Raw genomic sequence first — 25605 nt, 5'->3', positions numbered from 1 at the left:
TCGGACGCAGCATGTAAAACCGGAATTATTCGGCGGGGATGTACTTGTCCACGATGGACTGCAGGGTGCCGTCAGCGGTCAGCTCGGCCAGCGCGCCGTTGATGGCCTCCAGCAGGGCGGTGTTGCCCTTGGCCATGCCGATGGCGTAGTCCTCATTGGTGAACTCGGTGTCCAGAATCTTCAGACCGGGGTTGGCCTTCACATACTCCTGAGCGGGGGCGTTGTCGATGACCACGGCGTCCACCTGACCGTTGATCAGGGCCTGAACAGCAGTGGCGCCGTCGTCATAAGCGGTCACATGGTCTTCGCCGTAGCCGCCGTTCTCCACGGTGTCGGAGCAGTAGATGTAGCCGGTGGTGCCGCGCTGGGTACCGATCATCTTGTCATTGGACAGGTCATCCACAGAGGCGATGTCGGAGTTCTCGGGAACGATGACCACCTGCACGCCGTTGGCGTAGGAGTCGGAGAACTCCATCACCTGCAGACGCTCCTCGTTGACGGTGACGCCGGCCATGACCATGTCGCTCTTGCCCTGCTGGGCAGCCAGCAGCGCGGCGTCAAAGTCCATGTCATCGATCACCAGCTCCAGACCCAGCTTTTCGGCGATGGCCTGAGCCACCTCCACGTCAATGCCCTCGAAGGAGCCGTTGTCGGCCACCATCTCATAGGGAGGGAACTGGGCGTTGGTGGACATGATCAGCTTGCCGGCTTCCACGGTCTTCAGCTCGGGGGCCGCGGGAGCGGCGGCGGAGGAGGCTGCGGAGGAAGCCGCGGGGGCGGCGGGAGCGGCGGAGCTGCCGGAGGTGCTGTTGCCGCCGCAGGCGGCCAGGCTCAGGGCCATGGTCAGGGCCAGAGCCATGCTCAGAAACTTCTTCATAACGAATCTTCCTTTACGTATGGATTTTGCGAGCCGCCCTGCCGGGCGGACAGACAAGTTGGGGAACGGGAAAAACAGGTCCCCTTCAGAATATGGCTACCATACCACTTCCCCGGGCGGATGTCAATGGTTTTGCAGAGAAAAGTGAATAAATATTAACCAAAAAATGTGATTATGCAGGCGAAAATCCTGACATTCCGGGAATATGCATGCATAATGGAATGAAATGAAGTGTATATACATGAATAAACCGGCTGAGACAGAGCCTCAGCCGGTTTCAAAAACAGGTCAGTTCCGGGGCAGGCGGTAGCGGTTCATGTCCTCCCGCAGCTCGTCGGCGAAGGTGGTGCCGTTGGCCCGCAGGTCCTGCACGTAGGCGTGGGGGTCGATGGAGTTGTCCGCCGCCTCGATGACGCACAGGGCCACGTTGGAGCAGTGGTCGGACACCCGCTCCATGTTGGTCAGCAGGTCGTTGAGCACGAAGCCCAGCTGAATGGTGCACCGTCCGCTCTGGAGCCGCTCGGTGTGGCGCAGGCGCATCTCCTCCGTCAGGCGGTCGATGGTCTCCTCCATGGGTTCCACGTGGGCGGCGGACCGGGGATCGTTTTCCTGGAAGCTGGCGAAGGTGCGGTCCAGGGTATCCGTCAGGGCGGACACCAGCACCTTCAGCTCGTCCCGGGCGGCGTCGGAGAAGTTCAGCTCCTTGTCCCGCAGCTCCTGGGCGGACTCCTGAATGTTCAGGGCGTGGTCGCCGATGCGCTCGAAGTCGTTGATGGCCCGCAGCAGCCGGGAGACCTCCCGGCTGGTGGCGCCGGTCATGCTGTGGCGGGAGACTTCCACCAGGAAGCTGCCCAGCCGGTCCTCGTAGATATCCAGCTTGTCCTCGCTGGAAAGAATCTCCGCCTCCCGGGCGGGGGAGTAATCCCACAGCTGCTGCAGGGACAACAGCAGCATCTCGTGGGTGGTCTGGGCCATGCGGTTCGTCATGGCGGTGCACTCGCTGACGGCCATGGTGGGGGTCCGCAGCAGGCGGGGGTCCAGGAAGGCGAAGCTCTGGGCCTTGGTCTCGGATTTCACCGCCCAGCACGCCAGCTTTTCCAGCTGGCGCGTGAACGGGAACAGAATGGCGGTGGTGAACAGGTTGAACACCGTGTGGCAGAAGGCGATGCCCACGGCGTCAATGGTGCGGTCCAGGAAGGCGAAGTCAAACAGCAGGTTGCCGCCGTAGAACAGGATCAGGCACACGGTGGTGCCGATGAGGTTGAAGGAGATGTGGACCATGGCCACCCGCTTGGCGTTGCGGTTGACGCCGATGGAGGACAGCACGGCGGTGACGCAGGTGCCGATGTTCTGGCCCATGATGATGGGGATGGCCATGCCGAAGCTGAGGCTGCCGGTGAGGGACAGGGCCTGGAGAATGCCCACGGAGGCGGCGGAGGACTGGATGACGCCGGTGAACACCGCGCCCACCAGCACGCCCAGCAGGGGGTTGTTGAAGGCGGTGAGCAGCGTCTCGAATTCCGGCATATCCGCCAGAGGCGCCATGGCGGCCTTCATCAGCTCCATGCCGTACATCAGGATGGAGAAGCCCACCAGGATGTTGCCGATATCCCGGCGCTTGGGCTTTTTGGAGGCCATGATCAGAATGATGCCCACCAGAGCGAAGGCGGGGGAGAAATTCTCCGGTTTCAGCAGCTGAATCCACACGTTGCCGGACTCCAGCCCCGACAGGGACAGAATCCACGCCGTCAGGGTGGTGCCCACGTTGGAGCCCATGATCACGCCGATGGTCTGGCCCAGCTCCATGACGCCGGAGTTTACCAGACCCACCAGCATCACCGTCATGGCGGAGGAGGACTGGATGGCAATGGTGATGCCGGCGCCCAGCAGAAGGCTTTTCACGGGGCTGGAGGTCATCTTCCGTAAGGTGCGCTCCAGCTTGCCGCCGGCCATCTTTTCCAGGCTCTTGGACATGGTGTGCATGCCGAAGAGGAAGAACGCCAGACCGCCGCACAGAGTCAGCAGAGAGAAAATATCCATGATATGCTCTTACGCTCCTTTGACAGAGATTACAGGTCTTTTACATTGCACATACACTTGTATTATATATGTAAAATCCGGCGTCGAAAAGATGGGATTTTCCGGTTCATGTTAAATCTGTGTAAAATCTGTGGATTTCCACAAAAAAGCCTCCCCAGCCAGGGGAGGCTTTTGACAGCGGACAGAAAGCGGGGGAAGTGTCTTTACAGCACGTCCTGCCCCCAGAAGGTGCGGATGGCAGCCACCATGCGGCGGCCGTCGAAGTAGCCGTTCTGCCACAGGGCGCGGATCTTTTCCACGTCCTTCTCCGTCCGGGAATACCCGGCGGTGGACTCCGGCGAGAGCACCAGCACCCGGCCCTCCCGCTCCAGCTGAAACAGCCGTTCCCGGCACCGGTTGTAGTCCTCCGTCCGGCGGCGCATGGCGGCCACAAAGTTGGGGTAGTTCCGGTAATGGTGCTCAATGAGTCCCTCGGTTTTCTCCCGGCGGCGGACGTAGCTCCGCTCCCGGGTCAGAATCACCACCACCCGGTCGCAGCCCCGGTCGAAGGCCCGCTGGTAGGGGATGGGGTCGGCGCAGCCGCCGTCCAGATAGGGCTGGCCGTGGATGTGGTAGATGGGGAACAGCAAGGGCATGGCGCAGGTGGCCTGCAGGATGCCCTCCGGATCGTGGCCCCGGTCAATGGGCAGGTAGTCCGCCCTGCCGGTGTCCAGATTGGTGACCACCGCCTCCGCCTCGCCGGGATACCGGGCCAGGGCGTCGTAGTCGAAGGGGATCAGGTGGTCGGGAATCTCCCGGTAGGAGAAGTCCAGGCCGAAATAGGAGCGGTTTTTCGGATTCAGCAGGTTGCCGATGCCCATGTAGCGGCGGTCGTTGGCGTAGTTGCAGACGATCTGCAGGTTCCGCCGCTTCTGCCGGGACAGGTAGGACACGCCGTAGGCCGCCCCGGCGGACACGCCCACAAAGTAGTCCGGCATCAGGTCCGCGTCCAGCAGGGCGTCGCAGACGCCGGCGGAATATATGGTGCGGAGGGCGCCGCCCTCCATGACGATGGCAGTTTTCATAACAGGCCTCCTGTGGAAAAGGTTCAGTTTTTTGTATTATATACCCGTTTGAAAAAATAGCAAAGGGGGATTTTGTTTTTTCGCTCCCTCTGCTATACTGGGAGCAGCACAAAAACTGACAGGGAGGAAGAAGATCATGCTGTTTGTCTGCTATACGAAGTGCTCTACCTGCAAAAAGGCCCGGAAGCTCCTGGAGGAGCGGGGCGCGGCCTTTGAGGTCCGGGACGTGAAGGAGCAGCCCCCCGCGGCGGAGGAGCTGCGGCAGTGGTGGAAAAAGAGCGGCCTGCCCCTGAAGAAGCTGTTCAACACCAGCGGCCAGCAGTACCGGGCCCTGGGGCTGTCCGCCCGGCTGCCGGAGATGAGCGAGGAGGAGCAGCTGGCGCTGCTGGCCTCCGACGGGATGCTGGTGAAGCGGCCCATTCTGGTGACGGAGGAGGCCGTGCTGGTGGGCTTCCGGCAGGAGGACTGGGAAAAATTGCTGTAAGCCGCCAAAATCAGGGTTTTCCGGACAGGGGAAGCGTGCTATAATGGGCGGCAATCACGGGGGAAGGACAGGCGGAAAACATGGAACTGATGGAGAGATGGAAGCGCTGGACCGGCAGGGATGAGGACGAGGACATGAGCGCCGCCTGGGCGCGGCCGGAGGGGGGCCGTGCGCCCCGCAGCGACCGGGAATTCAGCGTCCGGGCCACCACCCGGCTGCGGGTGATCATTGCCCAGCCCAAGCGGCTGGAGGACGTGCCTGCCGTGGCGGAGGAGCTGAAATCGGGCATGACGGTGATTCTCAATCTGGAGGGCGTGGACCGGGCGCCCATGGGCCGCATTCTGGACGTGCTGTCCGGCGTGGCCTACGCCCTGGATGCCGCCATCTCCCGCATCGCCGCCAACACCTACATGATCGTGCCCTTCAATGTGGAGTTCGAGGGCGGCGTGCTGGATGCCCTTACCAACGGGGTTTTTGATTCGGAATTGGAGTATTGAACCATGTATGACGAACTGACGGAAGTTGACATCAGAAAAATGCAGGAGGAGATCGACTACCGGGTGCGGGAGCTGCGTCCCAAGCTGATTGAGGAGGTGCAGACCACCCGGGCCTTCGGCGATCTCAGCGAGAACTACGAGTACAAGTGCGCCAAGCAGGCCAAAAACCGGAATGACAGCCGCATCCGCTACCTGGAGCGGATGATCCGCACCGCCAGAGTCATTGAGGTGCGGGAGGACGAGGGGGTGGGCCTGTTTGACCGGGTGACCTTCCTCAACGAGAAGATGGGCCAGGAGATGACCATCCGCATTGTCACCACCCTGCGCCAGGACGCTCTGAAGGGCCTGATCAGTAAGGAATCCCCGGTGGGCCGGGCGCTGATGGGCCATCGGGTGGGGGACCGGGTCACCGTGGAGGTGAGTCCGGAGCTGAAATACACGGTGGTGATCCGGTCCATTGAAAAGGGAACCGACGACGAGTCCCTGGACATCTCCGCTTACTGAGAAACAGCCGCCGCGCCTCCCGCGCGGCGGCTGTTTTTGCCCTTGCCAGGCTTCCGGCATCGTGATACACTGAACCGGAGACTGATACCTGCAAAGGAGAAACGAATATGCTGCACATTGGCTGTCACCTGTCCTCCTCCGACGGCTTTCTGGCCATGGGCCGGACGGCTCTGGAGATCGGAGCGGACACCTTCCAGTTTTTCACCCGCAATCCCCGGGGCAGCCGGGCCAAGGCCATCGATCCGGCGGACGCGGCGGCGCTGCGGGAGCTGATGGCCCGGGAGGGCTTCGCGAAGGTCATTGCCCACGCGCCCTACACCCTGAACCCCTGCTCCGCCTCGGAGGACACCCGCACCTTCGCCCGGGAGACCATGGCCGACGATCTGCGGCGCATGGAATTCCTGCCGGGCCAGTACTACAACTTCCACCCCGGCAGCCACGTGGGCCAGGGGGTGGAGACGGGCATTGCCCTCATCGCCGACACCCTCAACACCATTCTGACGCCGGACCAGACCACCACCGTGCTGCTGGAGACCATGGCGGGCAAGGGCAGCGAGGTGGGCGGCCGGTTTGAAGAGCTGCGGGCCATTCTGGACCGGGTGGAGCTGCAGGACAAAATGGGCGTCTGCCTGGACACCTGCCACGTCTCCGACGGCGGCTATGACATCATCGGCGATCTGGACGGGGTGCTGGAGGAGTTTGACCGGGTGATCGGTCTGGAGCGGCTGAAGGCCGTCCATCTCAACGACAGCAAAAACCCCCGGGGCGCCCGGAAGGACCGCCACGAGAAGATCGGACAGGGGGAGATCGGCCTGGAGGCCCTGACCCGGGTGGTGTGCCATCCGGCCCTGCGGGACCTGCCCTTCTGTCTGGAGACCCCCAACGAGCTGCCGGGCTACGCCGCGGAGATCGCCTTGCTGCGGCAGGCGGCGGAACGGGGGTGACGGCGGTGGAGCATTTTCTGACCACCTGCCTGGTGGTGTGTCCGCTGGTGTTTCTGGCGGGCTTTGTGGATTCCGTGGCGGGAGGCGGCGGGCTGATTTCCCTGCCGGCCTACCTGTTTGTGGGCATTCCGGCCCATCTGGCCGCCGGCACCAACAAGGTGGTCAACGGCATCGGAACATCGGCGGCCGCCTGGCGGTATTTCCGCAGCGGCAAGGTGAACCTGCGGGCGGCCATCTGGGCCGCCGGCGGCGCCCTGGTGGGCGCGGCCATCGGTGCGCGGCTGGCTCTCTGGTGTCCGGAGGACGTGCTGAAGATCTGCATGGTGGCGGTGCTGCCGGTGGTGGCGGTGCTTCTGGTGGTGAAAAAGGACTTCGGCAAGGCCCCGGCGGAGGAGCGCCGCTGGTCGGCGGCGCAGGAGCACGGTCTCAGCGCTCTCATCGGACTGGTGATGGGCATGTATGACGGATTGCTGGGGCCCGGCACCGGCACCTTCATGCTCATGTCCTTCACCCTGGTGCTGGGCATGGACCTGCTGACGGCCTCCGGCTGCGCCAAGGTGACGAATCTGGCCTCCAACGTGGCCTCCGTGGTGGTGTGGATTCTGGCGGGAAAGGTGCTGTGGCCGCTGGTGGGGCCGGCGCTGGTGTGCAACGTGCTGGGGAACCTGGCCGGCGCCCGCTATGCCATCCGGGGCGGCAGCCAGAAGGTCCGGGGCATGATTTTTGTGGTGCTGGGACTGCTGTTTGCGAAGATGATCTGGGAGGTCCTGGTGTAAAGCGAAAATCCAAGCGCGGTGCATTGCACCGCGCTTGCTTTGTCACAGGATTCCGTTGCCCTTCAGGGCGCCGATGAGGATCACCAGCACCAGCGCCGCGATGCAGCAGCCGATGAAAATGTCCAGATGCTTCGGGTTGATGCCCCGGAAGTTCTCGTAGACCTTTTCGATGGCGTTCAGCTGGCTGGGATCGGGCCGCTGCCGCTCCGGCTGCTCCAACTGCTGCTCCGGGGTCTGTTCGCCGCGTTTTTCTTCCATATCCATTCCTTAAAAGCACGGGAGGCCACGCCAGTGGCCTCCCGAAATGTTTGGGTAAATTACTTCTTGGCCAGGTACTTCCGCAGGTCCAGAGCGACGGCCACGATGATGACCAGGCCCTGGGCGATGTAGGTGTAAGCGGGGTCCACCTTCAGGAACTGCAGGCAGATCTTCAGAATCTCGAACACCAGCACGCCGATGAGGATGCCGGGCACCTTGCCCACGCCGCCGTTGGTGGAGACGCCGCCGATGGTACAGGCGGCGATGGCTTCCAGCTCGTAGCCGTTGCCGGTGGCGGTGGAGGCGCCGCCGGCCTTGGCGCCCACCAGGAAGCCGGCCAGGGCGTACAGCATGGCGGCCAGCACGTAGATGCGGATCAGGGTAGCGGTCACGTTGACGCCGGCCACCTGGGCGGCGTTCTCGTTGCCGCCGATGGCGTACATGTACTTGCCGTGGCGGGTCTTGTTATACAGGAACCACATGAACACGCCCACGATGACGGCGAAGATGGCCAGATAGGGGATGGGGCCGATGGAGCCCAGAGCCACCTGGGAGTAGCTGCTCTTGAAGCCGCCCATGGGCTGGTTGTCGGTGATGACGGAGCACAGGCCGTAGACGATGGTCTGCATGCCCAGGGTGGCGATGAAGGGGGGAACCTTCAGATAGGCGATGACGCAGCCGTTGACGGCGCCGAAGCAGCCCATGATGACCATGACGATGATCAGGGCCACGAACCAGGGAATGTCCGGGAAGCCGGGCAGCATCCGGGCGGCGTAGTCCACGCTCTGGAGCATCATGGCGGACAGGCAGGCGGCCAGACCCACCTGACGGCCGGCGGACAGGTCGGTACCCTTGGTGATCAGGCAGCCGGAGACGCCGCAGGCGATGATGAAGCGGGGAGACACGTTGATGATCAGGTTGCGCAGGTTGTTGATGCTGAAGAAGTTGTCGGTCTTGAGGCCGACACCCAGTGCCAGAACCACGATCAGAATGATGATCGCGTTGTCAGACATGAATTTTTTGATGTCAAACTTTTTCTCCATGTTGTTCTCTCCTCCTTATTCAAACTGGGTCGCCAGTGCCATGATGTTCTCCTGATTGGCGTCCTTGCCGTCGATAAAGCCGGTGACGCGGCCATCGCACATGACCATAATGCGGTCGGACATGCCGATCAGCTCGCTCATTTCGGAGGAGATCATGATGATGCTCTTGCCCTGCTTTGCAAGCTCTGCAATGATGCAGTAAATCTCGTACTTGGCGCCCACGTCGATGCCGCGGGTGGGTTCGTCCAGGATAAACACGTCCGGGTCGTTGGCCAGCCACCGGCTGATCAGCACCTTCTGCTGGTTGCCGCCGGACAGGGACTGGATCAGCGTCTTGGAGGACGGTGTTTTGATGGACAGCTTGGCCACGTTTTCCTGCACCAGCTGCTCGATCTTCTTGTCGTCCAGCATGATGCCGCCGATGAGGTATTTGTTCAGAGAGGAGATGGCCACGTTGTCGGCGATGGACAGCACGCCCAGGATGCCGGTGGCCCGGCGGTCCTCCGTCAGCATGGCGATGCCGCTGTTGATGGCGTCCCGGGGCTGGTTGATTTTCAGCTCCTGGCCCTTGTAGGTGATGGAGCCCGTGGTGTGGCAGCGCAGGCCGAACAGGCCCTCCATCAGCTCCGTGCGCTGGGCGCCCACCAGACCGGCCACACCCAGAATCTCGCCTTTGCGGACGGTGAAGTCCACGTGGCGGAAGCTCTTGGGGTTGATGGAGGTGAAGTCCTTCACCTCAAACACCACGTCGCCGGGGACGTTCTCCCGCTGGGGATACAGGTTGGACAGCTCCCGGCCCACCATCTTGGTGATGATCATGTCGGTGGTCAGTTCTTTGGCGGCCCAGGTGCCGATGTACTGGCCGTCCCGCATGATGGTGACCTCGTCGCTGATGCGGAGGATCTCGTCCATCTTATGGCTGATGTACACGATGGACACGCCCTTTTCCCGCAGCTCGTCCACAATGGTGAACAGGGCCTCCACCTCGGCGGCGGTCAGGGAGGAGGTGGGCTCGTCCAGAATCAGCACCTTGCAGTCCGCGGAGACGGCCTTGGCGATCTCCACCAGCTGCATCTGGGACACGCTGAGGGTGCCCAGCTTGGCCTTGGGATCGAAGTTCAGATGGACCTCCTCCAGCACCTTGGCGGCGTCCGCGTACATTTTCTCGTGGTCCACCACGGTAATGGGGCCCAGCTTCTTGGTGGGATAGCGGCCCACATAGATGTTCTCGCCGATGCTGCGCTCCGGAATGGGCTGCAGCTCCTGGTGCACCATGGCGATGCCCCGGTTCAGCGCATCCAGAGGTCCCTTGATCTGGACCGGCTCCCCCTCGTAGATGACCTCGCCCTCGTCCATGTGGTAGATACCGAACATGCACTTCATCAAGGTCGATTTGCCCGCGCCGTTCTCACCCATCAGTGCGTGGACGGTGCCGGGCCGCAGATTGAGCTGCGCGTGGTCCAACGCTTTCACGCCGGGGAACGTTTTGACAACGCCGCGCATTTCCAAACGATATTCAGACAATTCACTGGCCCCCTTTTTGGATTTGATGGATCACAACCCGCCGGCGGAGCAGGCTGCTTTCAATCGCCGCCGGAGAGTCGGTAGTAAGAAAGGGGTGCGTGCGCTTATGCACACGCACCCCTCGCAAACATGTTCCGGAATGAATCGGACGGAGCGGTTAGCCCATGAAGTCGCCCACGTTGTCGGGGGTGACCTTCACGTAGTCAACGTACACGCTCTGCTGACCGGCGGCGTAAGTGGTGCCGCCCAGCAGGGCCTCCATGCACTCCACGGCGGTGGAGGCCTGGGCGTTGGCGTCGTTCAGAACGGTACCGGTCATGTTGCCGGCCTTGACCTCGTTCAGAGCGGCGGCCAGGGCGTCAACGCCGACCAGATAGATGTCCTCGTTGACCTTGCGGCCGGCAGCCTGGATGGCCTGCAGGGCGCCGATGGCCATATCGTCGTTGTTGCAGAACACGACCTCGATCTTGTCGCCGAACTGAGCCAGGTCGTTGGCGCAGATGGTCTGGCCCTTCTCACGGTCCCAGTCGCCGCGGGTCAGGTTCAGCTGCTCAACCTCCATGCCGGCGTCGGTCAGAGCCTTCACGGAGAACTCAGTACGATACTGAGCGTCGATGTTCTCGGGGTCGCCCTGGATCATGATGTAGGAGACCTTGCCGTCGCCGTTGATGTCGCCCTTGGTGGCGGTGTCCAGGATCAGCTCGCCCTGCATGGTGCCGGACTGACGGGCGTCGCAGCCAACGTAGACCAGCTTGTCATAAGCGGCCATCTCGTCGGCGGTGGGCTCACGGTTGATCAGAACGGTGGGGATGTTGGCGGACTTCACGGTGCTGATGATGGTGGCAGCGGCGGAAGTCATGACGGGGTTGATGATCAGCGCGTCAACGCCCTGGGTGATGAAGGTGTTGATCTGCTCGTTCTGCTTGGCCTGGTCGTTGTTGCCGTCCACCACGGTGACGGTGTAGCCCTTGCCCTCCAGAATCTCCTGCAGGGCGTTGCGGTAGGTGGTCATGAACGCATCGTCGAACTTGTAGATGCAGACGCCGACGGTGCCGCCTTCCTTGACCTCCTGGGCGACGGAAGCAGCGGCGGAGCTGGCGGCGGAAGCGGCGGGGGCGCTGGCGGAGCTGCCGGAGCTGCTGCCGCAGGCGACCAGGCTCAGAGACAGAGCGCCGGCCAGCACGAGTGCGAAGAACTTCTTCATGGGTGAATCCTCTCTTTCAAAAAACGGTGATTTTTGCAACAAGAAACTTTTCCTGTTGTTAAATTCACCATAACACCGTTTTTGGGAGATGTCAATAAAATTTCCGGGAAGACGGTCGAAAAATTATCAAATTTGCAAGCGGAATGAAGCGCTATCAGGATAAAGCGGTACCCGGAAAAGAGCGGGAAAGCCTTGCGGCGCAGGCGTTTTTCCCGGAGCTGGCCGGGTGGAAAATGGGATTTGTGCAAAACGACGGAAAATGGAAAAATAAAGGGGATAAACCGAAGATTCCATTTTGGGAAAACGTTTTCTTTAAACGATTAACAGGCTTTCCCGCAGTATTTCCGGTAAAAATCACGGCGGCGTCAGGAGGGCTTTCCGGCGGCCCGGTAGGCGGAGGGGCTGCTGCCGGTCTCCCGGTGAAAGGCCCGGGAGAAGTAGAAGGGGTCCTGGAACCCCACGGAGGCGGCCACCGCGTCCACGGACAGCCGGCTGTGGCGCAGCAGCTGGCAGGCCCGCTGAATGCGGTAGCGGATCAGGTAGACGCTGGGGGAGCAGCCGAACTCCGCCTGGAAGGCCCGGTACAGGTAGCTGCGGCTGACCCCTGCCTGCCGGGCGGCGTCCTCCACGGTGATGGACCGGGAGTAGTTCTGCTGCAGGAAGGCGGCCCCCTGCCGGGCGTACATGGACAGGGGGGCCTCCCCCTTCCGGGGACCGCTGTCCATCAGCAGGCCTAGGGCCGCCTGGAGATATCCCGCCATCCGCACGGCGCTGGGATAGTCGGCGCCCCGGGCCTTGTAGATGTCCAGCAGGCCCTGGCGCAGGGCGTCCCCGGCGGCGGGGGTGATGACGGGACAGCGGCGGGTGAAGGGGGTCTGGGCCAGCAGCAGCGGCGCCGCCGGGCCGGAGAAACCCACCCAGTAGTACTCCCAGGGGTCCTCCTCATGGGCGTGGTAGTAAATGGGCACGTCGGGCCGGGAGAGAAAGGCCTGCCCCGCCGTCAGGGAGTAGACGCGGCCCTCCGTCTCATAGAACCCACGGCCGGACACCACATAGTGCAGCAGGTAGTGGTCCCGGACGCCGGGTCCCCAGCCGTAGCCGGGGCCGCACTTCTGGAACCCCGCGTTGTACACCGTCAGCGCCAGCTCCGCCCGGGAGGGAGCCTTGAAGGAATACTTGAAATCGCCGGTCATGGGCAGCGCCTCCTCTCTTTCCTCCAGTGTACACCGGCGCAAACCATTTCGCAACAAAAATCCAGGTCCGAGATCACAGAAACCCATGGAAAACCGGGGGTGCGGCTGGTAGTCTATAACCGAAAAGAAATGTGACGGGAGGAATCCGCATGGAAAACCTGATCCAGCGCCTGCAGCAGGGCGCCTTTGACGACACCCTTGTTCACCTGTACGGCCCCGAGGGGCTGGACACCGCCCACAGCCGCTGCGCCGAGGTGCTCACCGGCTTCCGGCGGATCTTCGGCGCGGAGGCGGAGGCTCTGTTCAGCGCCCCCGGCCGCACGGAGCTGGGGGGCAACCACACGGACCACCAGCACGGCCGGGTGCTGGCCGCCAGCGTGGATCTGGACATTCTGGCCGCCGTGTCCCCCAACCAGAGCGGCATGCTGCGGGTCCAGTCCCAGGGCTATCCCCTGCTGGTGGTGGACCTGCGGGAGCTGAGCCCCATGGCCGGCGAGGAGAATACCACCGCCGCCCTGATCCGGGGCGTGGCCGCCGGCCTGGCGGCCCGGGGGTGCCCGCTGCAGGGGGCCGGGCTGGACGCCTACATGATCTCCAGCGTCCCCGGCGGCAGCGGCCTCAGCTCCTCCGCCGCCTTTGAGGTGCTGATGGGCACCATCCTCAATGAGCTGTTCTTCGGCGGCAGCTGCTCCGCCGTGGAGATCGCCCAGATCGGCCAGTACGCGGAGAATGTGTTCTTCGGCAAGCCCTGCGGGCTGATGGACCAGACCGCCTCCTCCGTAGGCGGCGTGGTGGCCATCGACTTTGCCGACACCGCCCATCCGGCGGTGGAGCGGATGGAGCTGGATCTGGCCCGGGAGGGCTACGCCCTGTGCATCCTGGACTCCGGCGCGGACCACGCGGACCTCACCGCCGAGTACGCCGCCATCACCGACGAGCTGAAGGCCGTGTGCGCCTGCTTCGGCAAGAGTGTGCTGCGGGAGGTGCCGGAGGCGGACTTCCTGGCGGAGCTGCCCCGGGTGCGGCAGGCCGCCGGCGACCGGGCGGTGGTCCGGGCCATGCACATCTACGCCGAGAACCGCCGGGCCGCCGCCGAGGCGGAGGCCCTGAAGGCCGGCGACTTTGAAACGTATCTGGAGCTGGTGCGCCGGTCCGGCGCCTCCTCCACCCAGTACCTGCAGAACGTGACCCCCACCGGCCAGACCACCCATCAGGAGCTGCTGGTGACCATCGGGCTGTGCCAGGCCCTGCTGGGGGACCGGGGCGCCGCCCGGGTCCACGGCGGCGGCTTCGGCGGCACCGCCCAGGCCTACGTGCCCCTGGACATGCTGGAGGACTTCAGGGCCCGCACCGAGGCGGTGCTGGGCAAGGGCAGCTGCCATGTGGTGCGCATCCGTCCCGTGGGCGGCGCGCGGCTGGCGTAAGGGAGGATACGGAACATGAACATTCACGAGAGCGTGGCCGCCCTGGCCGCCTATGCCGTTGACAGGGGACTGATTGAGCAGGCGGACTTCGTCTGGGCGGTGAACAGCCTGTGCCAGGCCCTGGGCCTGGACAGCTGGGAGGAGCCGGCGGCGGTGCCCGCCGGCGTGCCCCTGGAGGACATTCTGACCGCCATTCTGGACTGGGCGGAGGCCCGGGGCCTCATTGACGGCGGCGTCACCAGCCGGGACCTGCTGGACACGAAGCTGATGGGTATCCTGACGCCCCGGCCCTCGGAGGTGATCCGGAAGTTTGAGACGCTGTACCGGGAGAACCCGGAATCGGCCACCGACTGGTATTACGGATTCAGCCAGGACACCAACTACATCCGCCGGGACCGCATCCGGAAGGACGTGAAGTGGATCGCGGCCACCCCCTACGGCGATCTGGACATCACCATCAACCTGTCCAAGCCGGAGAAGGACCCCAAGGCCATCGCCGCCGCCAAGCTGGCCCCCCAGAGCGGCTATCCCAGGTGCCAGCTGTGCCGGGAGAACGAGGGGTACATGGGCCGGGTGAACCACCCCGCCCGCCAGAACCACCGCATCATCCCCATCACCATCAATCAGGAGGACTGGTTCTTCCAGTATTCCCCCTATGTGTACTACAACGAGCACTGCATCGTGTTCAACGGACAGCACGTGCCCATGAAGATTGACCGGGCCACCTTCCGCAAGCAGCTGGACTTCATTCAGCGGTTCCCCCACTACTTCGTGGGCAGCAACGCGGACCTGCCCATTGTGGGCGGCTCCATCCTCAGCCATGACCACTTCCAGGGCGGCCGCTACACCTTCGCCATGGAAAAGGCCCCTCTGGAAGAAACTGTCTCCTTCTCCGGCTTCGGTGACGTGGAGGCGGGCATCGTGAAGTGGCCCATGTCCGTCATCCGGCTCCGCTGCGGCGACGACGAGCGGCTGGTGGAGCTGGCGGACAGAATCCTGCGGGCCTGGCGGGGCTACACCGACGCGGACGCCTTCATCTTCGCCGAGACGGCGGGGGAGCCTCACAACACCATCACCCCCATCGCCCGGATGCGGGACGGGCAGTACGAGCTGGACCTGGTGCTGCGGAACAACCTGACCACGGAGGAGTACCCCCTGGGCGTGTACCACCCCCACCAGGAGCTGCACCACATCAAGAAGGAGAATATCGGCCTCATTGAGGTGATGGGCCTGGCGGTGCTGCCTGCCCGGCTGAAAACGGAGCTGGAGGACCTGGCCGCCGCTCTCATTGAGGGCCGGGACATCCGGAGCATCGGCCATCTGGAGAAGCACGCGGACTGGGCGGAGGAGCTGAAAACCCGCTATGCCTTTACGGCGGACAACGCTATGGACATTCTGAAAACCGAGGTGGGCCGGGTGTTCGCTCAGGTGCTGGAGCACGCCGGCGTCTACAAGTGCACCCCGGAGGGCCGGGCGGCCTTCCGGCGGTTTATCGCCAGCGTGGGCTGAGAAAGGAAGCGGCGTATGATTCGGATTCGGGAATTTGGACAGCTGGATGGCCGGGACGTGCCGGTGATCACCCTGTCAAACGGCGACGCGGCGGTGGAGCTGCTGCCCTTCGGCGCGGCGGTCCGGGCGCTGTGGGTCCGGGACCGGGACGGGAAGTGGACCGACGTGTGCCTGGGCTATGACACCCTGCGGGAGTACCGGGACAATGACGGGTGCCTGGGCGGCGTGGTGGGCCGCTGTGCCAACCGCATCGGCGGCGCCCGGTTCACCCTGGAAGGAAAGGAGTACCGCGTCACCGCCAACGCCGGGGAGAACCAGCTCCACGGCGGCGCCGTGGGCTTTTACAGGAAGCTGTGGGACTGGCGCTGTGACGAGGGCAGCGTCACCTTCACCTATGTCTCCCCCGATGGGGAGGAGGGCTACCCCGGGGCGCTGACCGTCACCGTCACCTATACCCTGGAGGGCGCGGCGCTGGTGATCGCCTATCAGGCGGAGGCCGCGGCCCCCACGCCGGTGAATCTCACCAACCACGCCTATTTCAACCTGGCGGGCCAGGCCGGCGGCATGGTGACGGACCACGTGCTGACCATCCGCGCCGGGCAGTTCACCCCCACCGGGCCGGGCCATGTGCCCACCGGGGAGCTGGCCCCGGTGGAGGAAACGGAGAAGGACCTCCGGAACCCCACGGTGCTGACGGAGGAGCGGCTGCGGCGGGTGATCCCCGCCGGCGGCTTCGGCTACGATTTCAACTATGACATCCGGGGCGTGGAAGGCCCCGTGGCGGAGCTGTACTGCCCCCGCACCGGCATCGCCATGACCCTGAGTACCACCATGGAGGGGGTTCAGTGCTACTCCTCCGGCAGCCTGACGGAGCGCCGGGGCAAGAACGGCGCCGTCTACGGCTTCGGCCACGCCGTGTGCCTGGAGACCCAGCACTTCCCCGACGCCGTGAACCACCCCGCCTTCCCGGACAGCGTGGTGCGGCCGGGAACGCCCTTCCGGTCCGTCACCGCCTACCGTTTTTCCGTGAAATGAAAAATCACCCCCGGAGGTTTCCTCTGGGGGTGATTTTTCGGATTGGTCAATAGGCGCCGAAGCCGGTGACCACGGCCAGGATCATCAGAACCGCCTGGGTCAGGAACAGCCAGCCGAAGATGGGAATGATGAACTTCCACCATTTCTCCACCTTGACGCCGGCCATGCCCGCCATGATGGCGGCGAAGCCGGTGGGCCACACGATGTTGGACAGGCCGTCGCCGAACTGGAAGGCCAGCACCGCCACATCCCGCTGCAGGCCCAGCAGGTCGGACAGGGGGGCCATGATGGGCATGGAGGTGGCCGCCTGACCGGAGCCGGAGGGGATCAGGAAGTTCAGAATGGTCTGCATCACCAGCATGGCCACGCCGGACAGGGCCGCGGGGAAGGCGGACAGGGGCAGGGACAGGTAGTACACCACGGTGTCGATGATGTTGCCGGCCTGGAGCACCATCAGAATGCCCCGGGCAAGACCGATCATCATGCAGGCCATGGCCACGGCGGTAAAGCCCGCCTCATACTTCTTGCAGATGGTGTCCAGACCCCAGCCCATGACAATGGCGCTGAGAATGCCCATGATCATGAAGATGGCGGACAGCTCCGCGAAGTACCAGCCGTAGGTCTTGCAGCCGTAGATCACCACCACGACGCCCAGCAGCAGAATGGTCAGCACCAGCTTTTCCCGGATGCCGAAGGGGGCGTTCTGAACCTCCTCCTCGCTCATGGTGATGCCGGTGTCATCGCCGTACACCAGGCTCTTGGTGGGGTTCGCCTGAACCTTCAGGGCATAGCGGCACAGCAGCACGGAGGCCACCGCGATCATGACCAGGTGGCAGAACAGCCGGTAGCCCATGCCGGACATGAGGGGCACCTCGGCGATGCCCTGGGCCACGCCCACGGTGAAGGGGTTCATCATGGCGCCGGAGTAGCCCAGGCCGGCGCCCACGGCCACAATGGCGCAGCCCACCACGGCGTCGAAGCCCATGGCCACGGCGATGCCCGCGAACACGGGGATGAAGGGGAACCACTCCTCAAACAGGCCGATGGTGGAGGAGCACAGGCCCACAATGGTCAGGAAGATGGGGATGATGGCCACACGGGCCTTGCCCTTGAACACCTTCAGCAGCGCGGCCACCAGACCGTTGAAGGCGCCGCTGGAGATCATGATGTTGATGGAGGCGTAGGCGATGAACACGAAGAAGATGACGCTGCTGGCGTCACAGAAGCCGTTGTAGATGCACTGGAGCATCTGGAAGGGCCCCACGGGACTGGACTCCACGGCGTGGTATGTACCGGCCACCGCCACGGTGCGGCCGGTGGCCTCGTTGACGGCCCGGTCAAAGGCGCCGGCAGGCAGAATCCAGGTGAGAATGGTGCAGATGACGATGATGATGAACAGCAGCCCGTAGATGTGGGGCAGGCCGAACTTCTTTTTCTTTTGCTGAAGTGTGTTTCCCATAATGATTTCCTCCTTGTATACAGAACTGGGTGACGGGTCAGGAATTCAGTTTTTCCTCCCGCTGGGCCTGATAGGATTCATAGACCCTCCGGCGGAATTCTTCGTCGGTCAGGGTCCGGTAGATGAGGCTGGCGATCAGCGTGCCGCCGGTGGCGATGGCCCGGTGGGCGGGTTCCTTCACCGTCTCCTCCCGGAACTCCGGGGTGTGGAGGGCGTAGGGGGCGTCGCACAGGCTGATCAGCGGCTGAATGGTGGGGCAGTGATAGCTGACGTTACCCACGTCGGAGGACCCGCTGGCCGGCAGGGAGGGGAGACAGGGCTCGTCCATGCCCTCCAGCACCGCCCGGACCTCCTGCTCCAGGGCGGGGACGCACACCATGTCGGAGAAGCCCTCGAAGCCCTCCGTGAAGCTGACCTCGCAGTCCAGCGCCAGGGCCGCGCCTCTGGCGCATTTTTTGACGATATCGTCCATGAGCCGCATCTTCCCCTGGGAGCCGGTGCGGTACTCCAGACGGACCTCCGCCCGGTCCGGCAGAATGTTGGGGTACTTGCCGCCGTCGGTAATGACGCCGTTGACCCGGATGTCGGAGGTGAAGCACTCCCGCCGGGCGTCGATCAGGTCCAGAAACTTCCGGGCGGCGGACAGGGCGTTGTGGCCGTTCCAGGGTCCGGCGGCGGCATGGGCGGACACGCCCCGGAACTCCACCAGATAGCACTGGAGGCTCAGCACGTCCATGTCGGGCACGTGCTTCCCGCCGCTCCAGCTGTGGATCATCATGGCCAGGGACATGCCGTCGAACACGCCCTGCCGGGCCATGCCCACCTTGGCGCCGTTTTCCTCCTCGGCGGGGGTGCCCACCACATACAGCTTTCCGGGAAAGCGGTCCTTCACGTCCGCCAGCGCCAGCGCCGCCAGAACGGACATGGCGCAGTGGGCGTTGTGGCCGCAGGCGTGGCCCAGACCGGGCAGGGCGTCATACTCCACCAGAATGGCGGCGGAGGGGCCGTCCCCGTTGTCCAGCACCGCCCGGAAACCGGTCTCGTAGCCCAGATAGGGGTATTCCACCGTGTAGCCCGCCTCGCGCAGCAGCTCCACAATCTTCCGGCTGGAGCGGAATTCCTGATCCGGCAGCTCGGGATGGGCGTACAGGTCGTCGCTGAGGGCAATGGCTGTGGGATGGTGTCGCTTCACAGCGTCGATCAAAAAACCGTCTGTCTTCCGTGCTTCCAAAAAAATCCCCTCCTGTTTCCGAAGTGACAGGAGGCAATCCGCCTCCTGCACTTTCATATGATAATCAGATAATACGCAAAAGTCAATGGACTGTTTTCACAAGAAAATCAGATAATTCGGTAAAATTTCACCAAAAATTTTCCAGCCGGCCGGAGGCGGACGGGCGCGGCGGGTTACACATATATATAATGTATTGCGCTCCGGATGGAAAATTCCGGCGAAAACGGTTGAGAAGCCCGGCGGAATCCGGTATAATGACTGCACATCACGAAAGGGACACCGCGGTAGTCCCGGATAAGGAGCCATATGAATTACGCGGAAGCAAGAGTATATTTGGACCGGGTGTCCAAATACGGAAGTGTACTTGGCCTGGAGAGTATGACAGAGCTGCTGCACCGGCTCGGCAATCCCCAGAACGATCTGAAGTTCATCCACATTTCCGGAACCAATGGCAAGGGATCGGTGCTGGCATACCTCTCAACCATTCTGACCGGCGCGGGATACCGGACGGGGCGCTACATCTCCCCGACGCTGTTTTCCTACCGGGAGCGGATCCAGGTGGACGGGGCGTATATCGAGCGGGAGGCCCTGGCCCGCCACGTGACGGCCATCGCCGCCGCGGCGGAGGCCATGAGGGCCGACGGCCTCAGCGGCCCCACCGTGTTTGAGATCGAGACGGCCCTGGCCTTCCTGTATTTCCGGGAGCGGGGCTGTGACATTGTCACCCTGGAGACCGGCATGGGCGGCCTCACTGACGCCACCAACGTCATCACCACCACCGTGCTGGAGGTCATCGCCTCCATCAGCATGGACCACATGGACGTGCTGGGGGACACCCTGGAGAAGATCGCCCGCCAGAAAGCCGGCATCATCAAGCCCCATACCCGTGTGGCCTCCGCCTGCCAGCAGCCGGAGGCGGCCCGGGTGATCGCGGAGGTCTGCCGGCAGCAGGACTGCGTCTGCCGGACGGTGGACCCGGGGCAGATCACGGGCGCGGAGTACGGCGTGGCGCGGCAGGTGTTCTCCTACAGAAACTGGAAGAACGTGGAAATCTGCCTGGCGGGCAGCTATCAGCTGCTGAACGCCGCCCTGGCGCTGGAGGCGGTGGAGTCCCTGCGGGAGCTGGGCTATGCCCTCTCCGAGGAGCAGGTGCGCCGGGGCCTGCGGGACACCCGCTGGCGGGGCCGGTTCACCCTGCTGCGGTCGGACCCGGCGGTGGTGCTGGACGGCGCCCACAATCCCGGCGCGGCGGAGGAGCTGCGCCGGTCCCTGGAGCTGTATTTCCCCGGGAAGAAGCTGTATTTTGTCCAGGGCATGTTCCGGGACAAGGACTACCGGCAGGTCATCGCCCTGACGGCGCCCCTGGCGGAGCATATCATCACTGTGGAGACCCCCAACAATCCCCGGGCTTTGCCGGCGGAGGAGCTGTGCCGCGCGGTGGCGGAGGTGAATCCCTCCGCGGAATCGGCGGGAAGCGTGGCCGAGGGCGTCGCGAAGGCCCTGGCCCTGGCGGGAAAAGAGGACGCTGTCATCATTTTCGGCTCGTTGTCCTTCCTGGGCGAGGCGGAGCAGGCGGTTCTGAAGGAGAAAGACCGCCGCGGATAACAATGAGGCCGCGGCGCGGTCTGCTGGGAATCAAAACAGGCGCCCGAACAACAGACAGGCGCCCACGGAAAGGAAAACGCCAGGCTGCGGCGCAGCCTGGCGTTTTTGGTTGTACCGGACAGCCCGGGATTCCGGCTTCAGATCAATTCATAGAGGCGCAGGCGGCCCTGCTTTACCGGCACTGCCTCCCAGCCGGCGCCGGACCGTCTGATGGTGACGTCGGCGCGGACGTTGGCCAGGATATACACCCGTCCGTCCCGGTGCAGAATTTCCCCGATGGCGCCTTTCGTCCGGTGCCGCGAAACGGGGGTCAGGTCCGGATTCCATACCTGAATGGAGGAGTCCCCGGTGAGCACGATGGGGCCTGTGCCGGGCAGTACGCCGGAGAGATAGCAGTCCTCGCCGTCGGCGAGGGGGCGGACCGCCCGGATCTGCCGTTTTTTCAGGTCAAACGCGGTGATCCGGCGGTAGGTGGAGAAATAGAGCGTTTCAGCTCCGATGTCCGGAAACGGCTTCCCCAGCTGACCCACGTCTTCGCCCAGCTCCACGCTCCACAGCTTTTCCAGAGAGGGCCCATAGCAGATCAGCCGGCTGCCGCAGCCCAGGAGCAGATTGTCCCCATATGCCGCCGGGTATTTCCAGTGCCGGAACGTGGGAAGCTCCGCGGTGACCCGGCCGGAGCCGTCCGGCTGCATGACGGCAAGACGCCCTTTCGGCGGATTTCCGGGAAGGTCATATACCGTGGCCAGCTGCCCGCCGGCAAGGCGGCAGGGGGGAGCAATCCCGTAGGCGGTCTGCCCGGTTTCCATGTCCCACTCGTTTTCGTGGGTCCGGATATTCCGGCAGACGCCCTCCAGAAACATCCGGTCCCGATCCAGAAACCCTCCGGAAAGCAGCATGGGGCTGCCCGCGTCGAAGGTTTCCAGCGTCTCCCCCGCGTCGGTCAGCACATAGGCGGTCTCCCGGCACGTTTCCGGCCCCGGTTCCATAAACGTCAGCAAAGACGCGTCTTCCCCCCGGCACTGCAGGCGGGAGTCATCCGGCCGCCCCGGAACCGCCTTTTCAAACAGCTTCCACAAAGCGCCGTCCCGGATGCCCCAGAAGGACCGGATGCCGCCCCGGTATTCATTCCGCACAAAGGGCTCCGTCAGACGCCAGTGGAAGTCGCCCTCCACCTCGTCCAGCAATACCAGCCTGGTGGCGTTCCTGATCTTTTTTTCGGCGTTCTTCCGCTCCAGATACGCGGTCAGATATGCCTGCCCGGGCGGGGCGGCAGAATCCATGGACTCCGCGTCCACCCACAGCGGACAGCCCAGCACGCATTCCATCAGCCGCAGACTGGCCTCCGGACTGGTCTCCCTGAAAACCGTGCGCAGAATCCTTTCCGCCTCCTGCGTCAGCCCCAGCTGTTCCGCCCAAACCCGGCTTTTCCCCGGGGAACGGGGAAATCCCTCGTACCCGGCGGGGACATGGCGCGCCGTCCGTTTGCCGCCGCGGTAGACGGCGAACTCCACATAGTCGTCATCGAAGTACTCTGTGGAAAGCACGGGGCACGGCAGGGCCTTGGAGAGTCGCTTCGCCTCTTTTTGGGCGGTCCCCCATTCCGGATACCCGCCGGCGGCGGTGACCCAATTCCCGGCCAGGGACCGGACAGCGGCCCCGGGACACAGCGCTTCCACGGCGGCGGGGTCCGCGCCGTATACGTTCAGATTGCTGAATTTGCTGCCCATCCGGTTTTGCCTCCTGCCGCCGTCCGGGGCGGTTCCGCGTCCTTATTCCGCCAGCTTCCGGGCGAAGTTGCCGTCGATCTGAACTCCCTCCTGTACCACCAGGAAGGCGTTGGGATCGATGGTGTGGACCGTGTGGCGCAGCTCTTCAATCTCGTACTTGGACAGGCACACCGTCAGCACGTGGACGTTGTCGCCGGTGTAGCCGCCCACGCCCTCCCAGTAGGTGACGCCCCGGCCCAGCTTGTCGATGATGAACTTGGCCAGGCCCTTCTGGTCGCCGTGGGTGAAAATCATGGCCTGCACGCTGACGTTCTGCTGGTGGGTGCGGTCCAGCACCATGGCGCTGAAATAGTTGTAAATAATGGAGTAGATGGCCACCGTGGGGCTGAACAGAATGGCGCACAGGGTGTAGAGCACCGCGTTGAAGCTGAGGCTGAACTTGCCCACCGTGAACCGGCTGCCCCGCTTGGAAAGGCACAGGCCCACAATGTCCAGCCCGCCGCCGCTGCAGCCGCAGGTCAGCACCAGCCCGCTGCCCACGCCGCAGAGAATGCCGCCCAGCAGGCAGGAGGTGAGGGTGTCCTCGATAATCGGTGCGGCGGGAATGGGGATGAGGCTGTAAAAGCCGGAATAGGCCACGGTGCAGATCAGCGTCCGCAGCACCAGACCCCGGCCCAGCGTTTTGTAGGCCATCAGCAGAATGGGAATGTTCAGCAGCAGATACAGGGTGCCGGCAATGTCATGGGCGCCGAAGGAGACGCCGCCGTAGGTCTGCAGCAGCGTCCGGAACATCTGGCAGGCGCCCAGCAGGCCGCCGGTGTACAGGTTCTGGGGCACGATGAACAGGCTCACCGCTCCGGCGGCCAGCAGTTCGCCGAACAGGGCCATCACAAGACGAAGCCATTTGTTGTGCAGCGTGGTGTAGATCATAAGCAACCTCCAGTCTGCGGCGGTGCAATCCGCTTTGCACCATTATACGAAGAAACCGGCGGGACTGCAAGGGCCTTTGGGGCGAAGAAAAAACCGAAAGAAAATCGGGAAAAGCTGTTGACAAAACGGGGGTCATCTGCTAATATAATCTACGCTGCCGGTACGCTGGTGTAGCTCAGCCGGTAGAGCAGCTGATTTGTAATCAGCAGGTCGGGGGTTCGAATCCGTCCACCAGCTCCAATTTCATATGGGGGAATTCCAGAGCGGCCAAATGGGGCAGACTGTAAATCTGTTGTCACTGACTTCGGTGGTTCGAATCCACCTTCCCCCACCAAGAGACACGACCGGAAGGCCGTGTCTCTTTGATTTTCAGAACAGAACCGGAAGGGGGCGCGGCGGATGGCGGACAGACAGAGGGACTGGGAGATGGTGCCCCGGCGGGGCAAAGAGACCTTTGCCTTCCGGATGCCGGACGGCACCATGGCGCCGCTGCTGCCGGAGGGCGGGATTGTGTACGTGGAGAGCCGGCCGGTGGGGCCGGGGGACGTGGGTGTGTTTTTGCTGCGGGGCCAGGCGGTGTGCCGCCAGTATTACCGGGACCCGCTGGGCATGGTGTACCTGTTTGTGCTGAACCGGCGCTTTTCCCGGCTGGACCGGCTGGTGCCGCCGGGGGAGCAGGGGGACCTGGTGTGCCTGGGCCGGGCGGCGGTGCCGGCCCAGCCCCTGCCGGGGAAGGAATAACGCGGCAAGTCAGAGGACTTGCCGCGTTTTGTCATCCGATGAAGCCGCCGTCCACCGTCAGAATCTGCCCGGTGATGAAGGACGCCTTTTCCGACGCCAGAAACGCCGCGGCGTGGGCGATGTCCTCCGGTTGGCCCAGACGGCCCAGAGGCGTCTCCTCAATGAGGGAGCGGACGGTGTCCTCCCCCAGCACCCGCACCATGTCCGTTTCGATGCAGCCGGGAGCCACCGCGTTGACCCGGATGTGGGAGGGGGCCAGCTCCATGGCCAATGACCGGGTCAGGGCCACGATGCCGGCCTTGGAGCAGGCGTAGGCCACCTCGCAGGAGGCGCCCCGCAGCCCCCAGATGGAGCTGATGTTGACAATGGCTCCGGCCTTGATGTCCAGCATGTGGGGCAGAACCGCCTGCACCATGTTCCGGGCGCCGGTGAGGTTCACTGCCAGGCACCGGTCCCAGTCGGCGGCGCTGAGGTCCTGAAACAGCCCCGCGTAGGAGATGCCGGCGTTGTTCACCAGCAGCTCCACCGGCCCCAGCCTGGTTTCCGCCTGGCGCACCATGGCCCGGCAGGCGGCCTCGTCCGCCACGTCCGCCTGAACCGCGATGCACCGGCGGCCCATGGCCCGCAGTTCCTCCGTCAGGGCTTCCGCCTCCGCCTGATGTTTAATGTAGTTGACGCAAACGTCCCAGCCCTCCCGGGCCAGTTCCTTCGCAATGGCTCGCCCGATGCCCCGGGAGGAGCCGGTGACCAGCGCAGATCCCGCCATAAGGAGCCTCCTGTTCCCGCGCCCCGGGGGCGCGCAGATGTGCTGAAAGCAGTATAACAAAAAACCGGGGAAAAAGCAAAGAAAACTGTTGACAAAGTGCAATGAGGCGTGTATTATAAACGTGTTCCGCTCCGGACGATTAGCTCAGCTGGCTAGAGCACCTGCTTGACGTGCAGGGGGTCACAGGTTCGAGTCCTGTATCGTCCACCAGAACTGAAAGCCTTGAACCGTAACTGGTTCAAGGCTTTTCGTCATTTTGCCGGAAAACTGAATAGGCAAAACTTTCCAAATGCCCGGAAAAGTTGCAAAAAAAGCACTTCCCGCACGGACGGCTTTAGCCCGTGCGGGGGGTGCTTTTTTTTATTGCGTTTCAGAGCCTTTAAGCACGATTTCTTCCAGACGCTCCACACGCTGCTCCAAGGTCACGGTGTCTTTCGCTTCTGTGCGTCCCGCCAGATAGTCCAGAGAGGTTTCCAGCTGATCGGCAATCCTGACCAGATAGAAAAGCGGAATATCGCTCTTGCAGTTTTCGTAGCCCCGGTACGTCAGCACATTCGCGTGAATCATATCACTGAATTTTTCCTGAGAGATTCCCTTTTCCATGCGGAGGGTTTTCACCCGTTTTGCTACGATCTGCCGCTGTTCCACTCGCGCTTCGTTCATGTCCTTGCCGATGTCCATGCCCTTTTGAAATGCATCGACGTATTTGTTTGCCTGGCTGGGTTTTGGCTTCTTTTCCATATGACGTTTTCCCTCCTTGCTTATTT

24 protein-coding genes and 3 tRNA genes are annotated in these 25605 nt (G+C 63.4%); 13 read left to right on the top strand and 14 right to left on the bottom strand.

Features of this window, described 5'->3' with window-relative positions:
• Positions 1-25 precede the first annotated feature (25 nt).
• The 3 genes from SOX55_RS10660 to SOX55_RS10650 all read right to left on the bottom strand — a co-directional run bounded on the left by SOX55_RS10660 (position 26) and on the right by SOX55_RS10650 (position 3981).
• Positions 26-877, bottom strand: a complete 852-nt coding sequence (locus SOX55_RS10660; protein WP_325287435.1) for a transporter substrate-binding domain-containing protein — start codon at positions 875-877, stop codon at positions 26-28.
• A gap of 288 nt (positions 878-1165) precedes the next feature.
• Positions 1166-2917, bottom strand: coding sequence for a Na/Pi cotransporter family protein (locus SOX55_RS10655; RefSeq protein WP_325287434.1), 1752 nt, complete (start codon positions 2915-2917; stop codon positions 1166-1168).
• Between the two features lie 203 nt (positions 2918-3120).
• Positions 3121-3981, bottom strand: coding sequence for a patatin-like phospholipase family protein (locus SOX55_RS10650; protein WP_325287433.1), 861 nt, complete (start codon positions 3979-3981; stop codon positions 3121-3123).
• 136 nt (positions 3982-4117) lie between these two features.
• On the opposite strand from SOX55_RS10650, the gene SOX55_RS10645 reads away from it, so the two are divergent.
• The 5 genes from SOX55_RS10645 (at position 4118) to SOX55_RS10625 (ending at position 7186) form a co-directional block, all read left to right on the top strand.
• The gene (locus SOX55_RS10645) at positions 4118-4465 is read left to right on the top strand and encodes an arsenate reductase family protein (protein WP_325287432.1); all 348 of its coding nucleotides are present in this window, start codon (positions 4118-4120) and stop codon (positions 4463-4465) included.
• An 89-nt stretch (positions 4466-4554) separates the two neighbouring features.
• Complete coding sequence (locus tag SOX55_RS10640) at positions 4555-4962, top strand: cell division protein SepF (protein ID WP_325287431.1); 408 nt, start codon at positions 4555-4557, stop codon at positions 4960-4962.
• Between the two features lie 3 nt (positions 4963-4965).
• A complete protein-coding gene (locus SOX55_RS10635) occupies positions 4966-5466 on the top strand; it encodes a GreA/GreB family elongation factor (RefSeq protein ID WP_325287430.1) in 501 nt (166 codons plus the stop codon).
• 107 nt (positions 5467-5573) lie between these two features.
• Entirely contained in the window at positions 5574-6410 is an 837-nt protein-coding gene (locus tag SOX55_RS10630; RefSeq protein WP_325287429.1) for a deoxyribonuclease IV, read from the top strand.
• A gap of 5 nt (positions 6411-6415) precedes the next feature.
• Positions 6416-7186 (top strand): sulfite exporter TauE/SafE family protein, encoded by a 771-nt coding sequence (locus SOX55_RS10625; RefSeq protein ID WP_325287428.1) that lies wholly within the window; start codon positions 6416-6418, stop codon positions 7184-7186.
• Between the two features lie 42 nt (positions 7187-7228).
• On the opposite strand, the gene SOX55_RS10620 is transcribed toward SOX55_RS10625, so the two are convergent.
• The 5 genes from SOX55_RS10620 to SOX55_RS10600 all read right to left on the bottom strand — a co-directional run bounded on the left by SOX55_RS10620 (position 7229) and on the right by SOX55_RS10600 (position 12408).
• Positions 7229-7444: a hypothetical protein gene (locus SOX55_RS10620; RefSeq protein WP_325287427.1), complete on the bottom strand. Its 216-nt coding sequence runs from the start codon at positions 7442-7444 to the stop codon at positions 7229-7231.
• Positions 7445-7503: 59 nt separating this feature from the next.
• Positions 7504-8487, bottom strand: coding sequence for a galactose/methyl galactoside ABC transporter permease MglC (locus tag SOX55_RS10615; RefSeq protein WP_325287426.1), 984 nt, complete (start codon positions 8485-8487; stop codon positions 7504-7506).
• A 15-nt stretch (positions 8488-8502) separates the two neighbouring features.
• Positions 8503-10011, bottom strand: a complete 1509-nt coding sequence (locus tag SOX55_RS10610) for a sugar ABC transporter ATP-binding protein (RefSeq protein ID WP_325287425.1) — start codon at positions 10009-10011, stop codon at positions 8503-8505.
• Positions 10012-10168: 157 nt separating this feature from the next.
• Complete coding sequence (locus SOX55_RS10605) at positions 10169-11215, bottom strand: galactose ABC transporter substrate-binding protein (protein ID WP_325287424.1); 1047 nt, start codon at positions 11213-11215, stop codon at positions 10169-10171.
• A 365-nt stretch (positions 11216-11580) separates the two neighbouring features.
• Positions 11581-12408: an AraC family transcriptional regulator gene (locus SOX55_RS10600; RefSeq protein ID WP_325287423.1), complete on the bottom strand. Its 828-nt coding sequence runs from the start codon at positions 12406-12408 to the stop codon at positions 11581-11583.
• Positions 12409-12557: 149 nt separating this feature from the next.
• On the opposite strand from SOX55_RS10600, the gene SOX55_RS10595 reads away from it, so the two are divergent.
• From SOX55_RS10595 to SOX55_RS10585, 3 genes are read left to right on the top strand one after another with little or no spacing between them, the layout of a single operon-like run.
• Positions 12558-13832 carry a galactokinase gene (locus SOX55_RS10595; protein WP_325287422.1) on the top strand — a complete coding sequence of 425 codons (1275 nt, stop codon included), beginning with the start codon at positions 12558-12560 and terminating at the stop codon, positions 13830-13832.
• A 15-nt stretch (positions 13833-13847) separates the two neighbouring features.
• Positions 13848-15341, top strand: coding sequence for a UDP-glucose--hexose-1-phosphate uridylyltransferase (gene galT, locus SOX55_RS10590; RefSeq protein WP_325287421.1), 1494 nt, complete (start codon positions 13848-13850; stop codon positions 15339-15341).
• 15 nt (positions 15342-15356) lie between these two features.
• Entirely contained in the window at positions 15357-16376 is a 1020-nt protein-coding gene (locus tag SOX55_RS10585) for an aldose epimerase family protein (protein WP_325287420.1), read from the top strand.
• 46 nt (positions 16377-16422) lie between these two features.
• Here SOX55_RS10585 and SOX55_RS10580 read toward each other — a convergent pair whose 3' ends face one another.
• Positions 16423-17835, bottom strand: a complete 1413-nt coding sequence (locus SOX55_RS10580; protein ID WP_325287419.1) for a YfcC family protein — start codon at positions 17833-17835, stop codon at positions 16423-16425.
• Positions 17836-17872: 37 nt separating this feature from the next.
• Positions 17873-19066 (bottom strand): amidohydrolase, encoded by a 1194-nt coding sequence (locus SOX55_RS10575; RefSeq protein ID WP_325287418.1) that lies wholly within the window; start codon positions 19064-19066, stop codon positions 17873-17875.
• A gap of 378 nt (positions 19067-19444) precedes the next feature.
• Between SOX55_RS10575 and SOX55_RS10570 the strand changes: the two genes are divergently transcribed.
• The gene (locus tag SOX55_RS10570; protein ID WP_325287417.1) at positions 19445-20671 is read left to right on the top strand and encodes a bifunctional folylpolyglutamate synthase/dihydrofolate synthase; all 1227 of its coding nucleotides are present in this window, start codon (positions 19445-19447) and stop codon (positions 20669-20671) included.
• Between the two features lie 137 nt (positions 20672-20808).
• Here the strand turns inward: SOX55_RS10570 and SOX55_RS10565 are convergent, their stop codons facing one another.
• Positions 20809-22401, bottom strand: a complete 1593-nt coding sequence (locus tag SOX55_RS10565; RefSeq protein WP_325287416.1) for a hypothetical protein — start codon at positions 22399-22401, stop codon at positions 20809-20811.
• A gap of 42 nt (positions 22402-22443) precedes the next feature.
• A complete protein-coding gene (locus SOX55_RS10560; RefSeq protein WP_325287415.1) occupies positions 22444-23331 on the bottom strand; it encodes a YitT family protein in 888 nt (295 codons plus the stop codon).
• Between the two features lie 164 nt (positions 23332-23495).
• On the opposite strand from SOX55_RS10560, the gene SOX55_RS10555 reads away from it, so the two are divergent.
• The 3 genes from SOX55_RS10555 to SOX55_RS10545 all read left to right on the top strand — a co-directional run bounded on the left by SOX55_RS10555 (position 23496) and on the right by SOX55_RS10545 (position 24072).
• Positions 23496-23571, top strand: a tRNA-Thr gene (locus SOX55_RS10555).
• Between the two features lie 9 nt (positions 23572-23580).
• Positions 23581-23665: transfer RNA gene (locus SOX55_RS10550), tRNA-Tyr, on the top strand.
• A 65-nt stretch (positions 23666-23730) separates the two neighbouring features.
• Positions 23731-24072, top strand: coding sequence for a S24 family peptidase (locus SOX55_RS10545; RefSeq protein WP_325287414.1), 342 nt, complete (start codon positions 23731-23733; stop codon positions 24070-24072).
• A 31-nt stretch (positions 24073-24103) separates the two neighbouring features.
• Here the strand turns inward: SOX55_RS10545 and ymfI are convergent, their stop codons facing one another.
• Positions 24104-24838: an elongation factor P 5-aminopentanone reductase gene (gene ymfI / locus SOX55_RS10540; RefSeq protein ID WP_325287413.1), complete on the bottom strand. Its 735-nt coding sequence runs from the start codon at positions 24836-24838 to the stop codon at positions 24104-24106.
• Positions 24839-24971: 133 nt separating this feature from the next.
• Here ymfI and SOX55_RS10535 point away from each other — a divergent pair.
• Positions 24972-25048 (top strand) — tRNA-Val (locus tag SOX55_RS10535).
• 150 nt (positions 25049-25198) lie between these two features.
• On the opposite strand, the gene SOX55_RS10530 is transcribed toward SOX55_RS10535, so the two are convergent.
• Positions 25199-25579: a helix-turn-helix domain-containing protein gene (locus SOX55_RS10530; protein ID WP_325287412.1), complete on the bottom strand. Its 381-nt coding sequence runs from the start codon at positions 25577-25579 to the stop codon at positions 25199-25201.
• Between the last annotated feature and the right edge of the window lie 26 nt (positions 25580-25605).

The organism is Dysosmobacter sp. (assembly GCF_034093755.1).
GTDB lineage: Bacteria > Bacillota > Clostridia > Oscillospirales > Oscillospiraceae > Oscillibacter.
The sequence above is the reverse complement of the archived record's forward strand: the minus strand, read 5'-3'. Positions and strand labels throughout refer to the sequence as shown.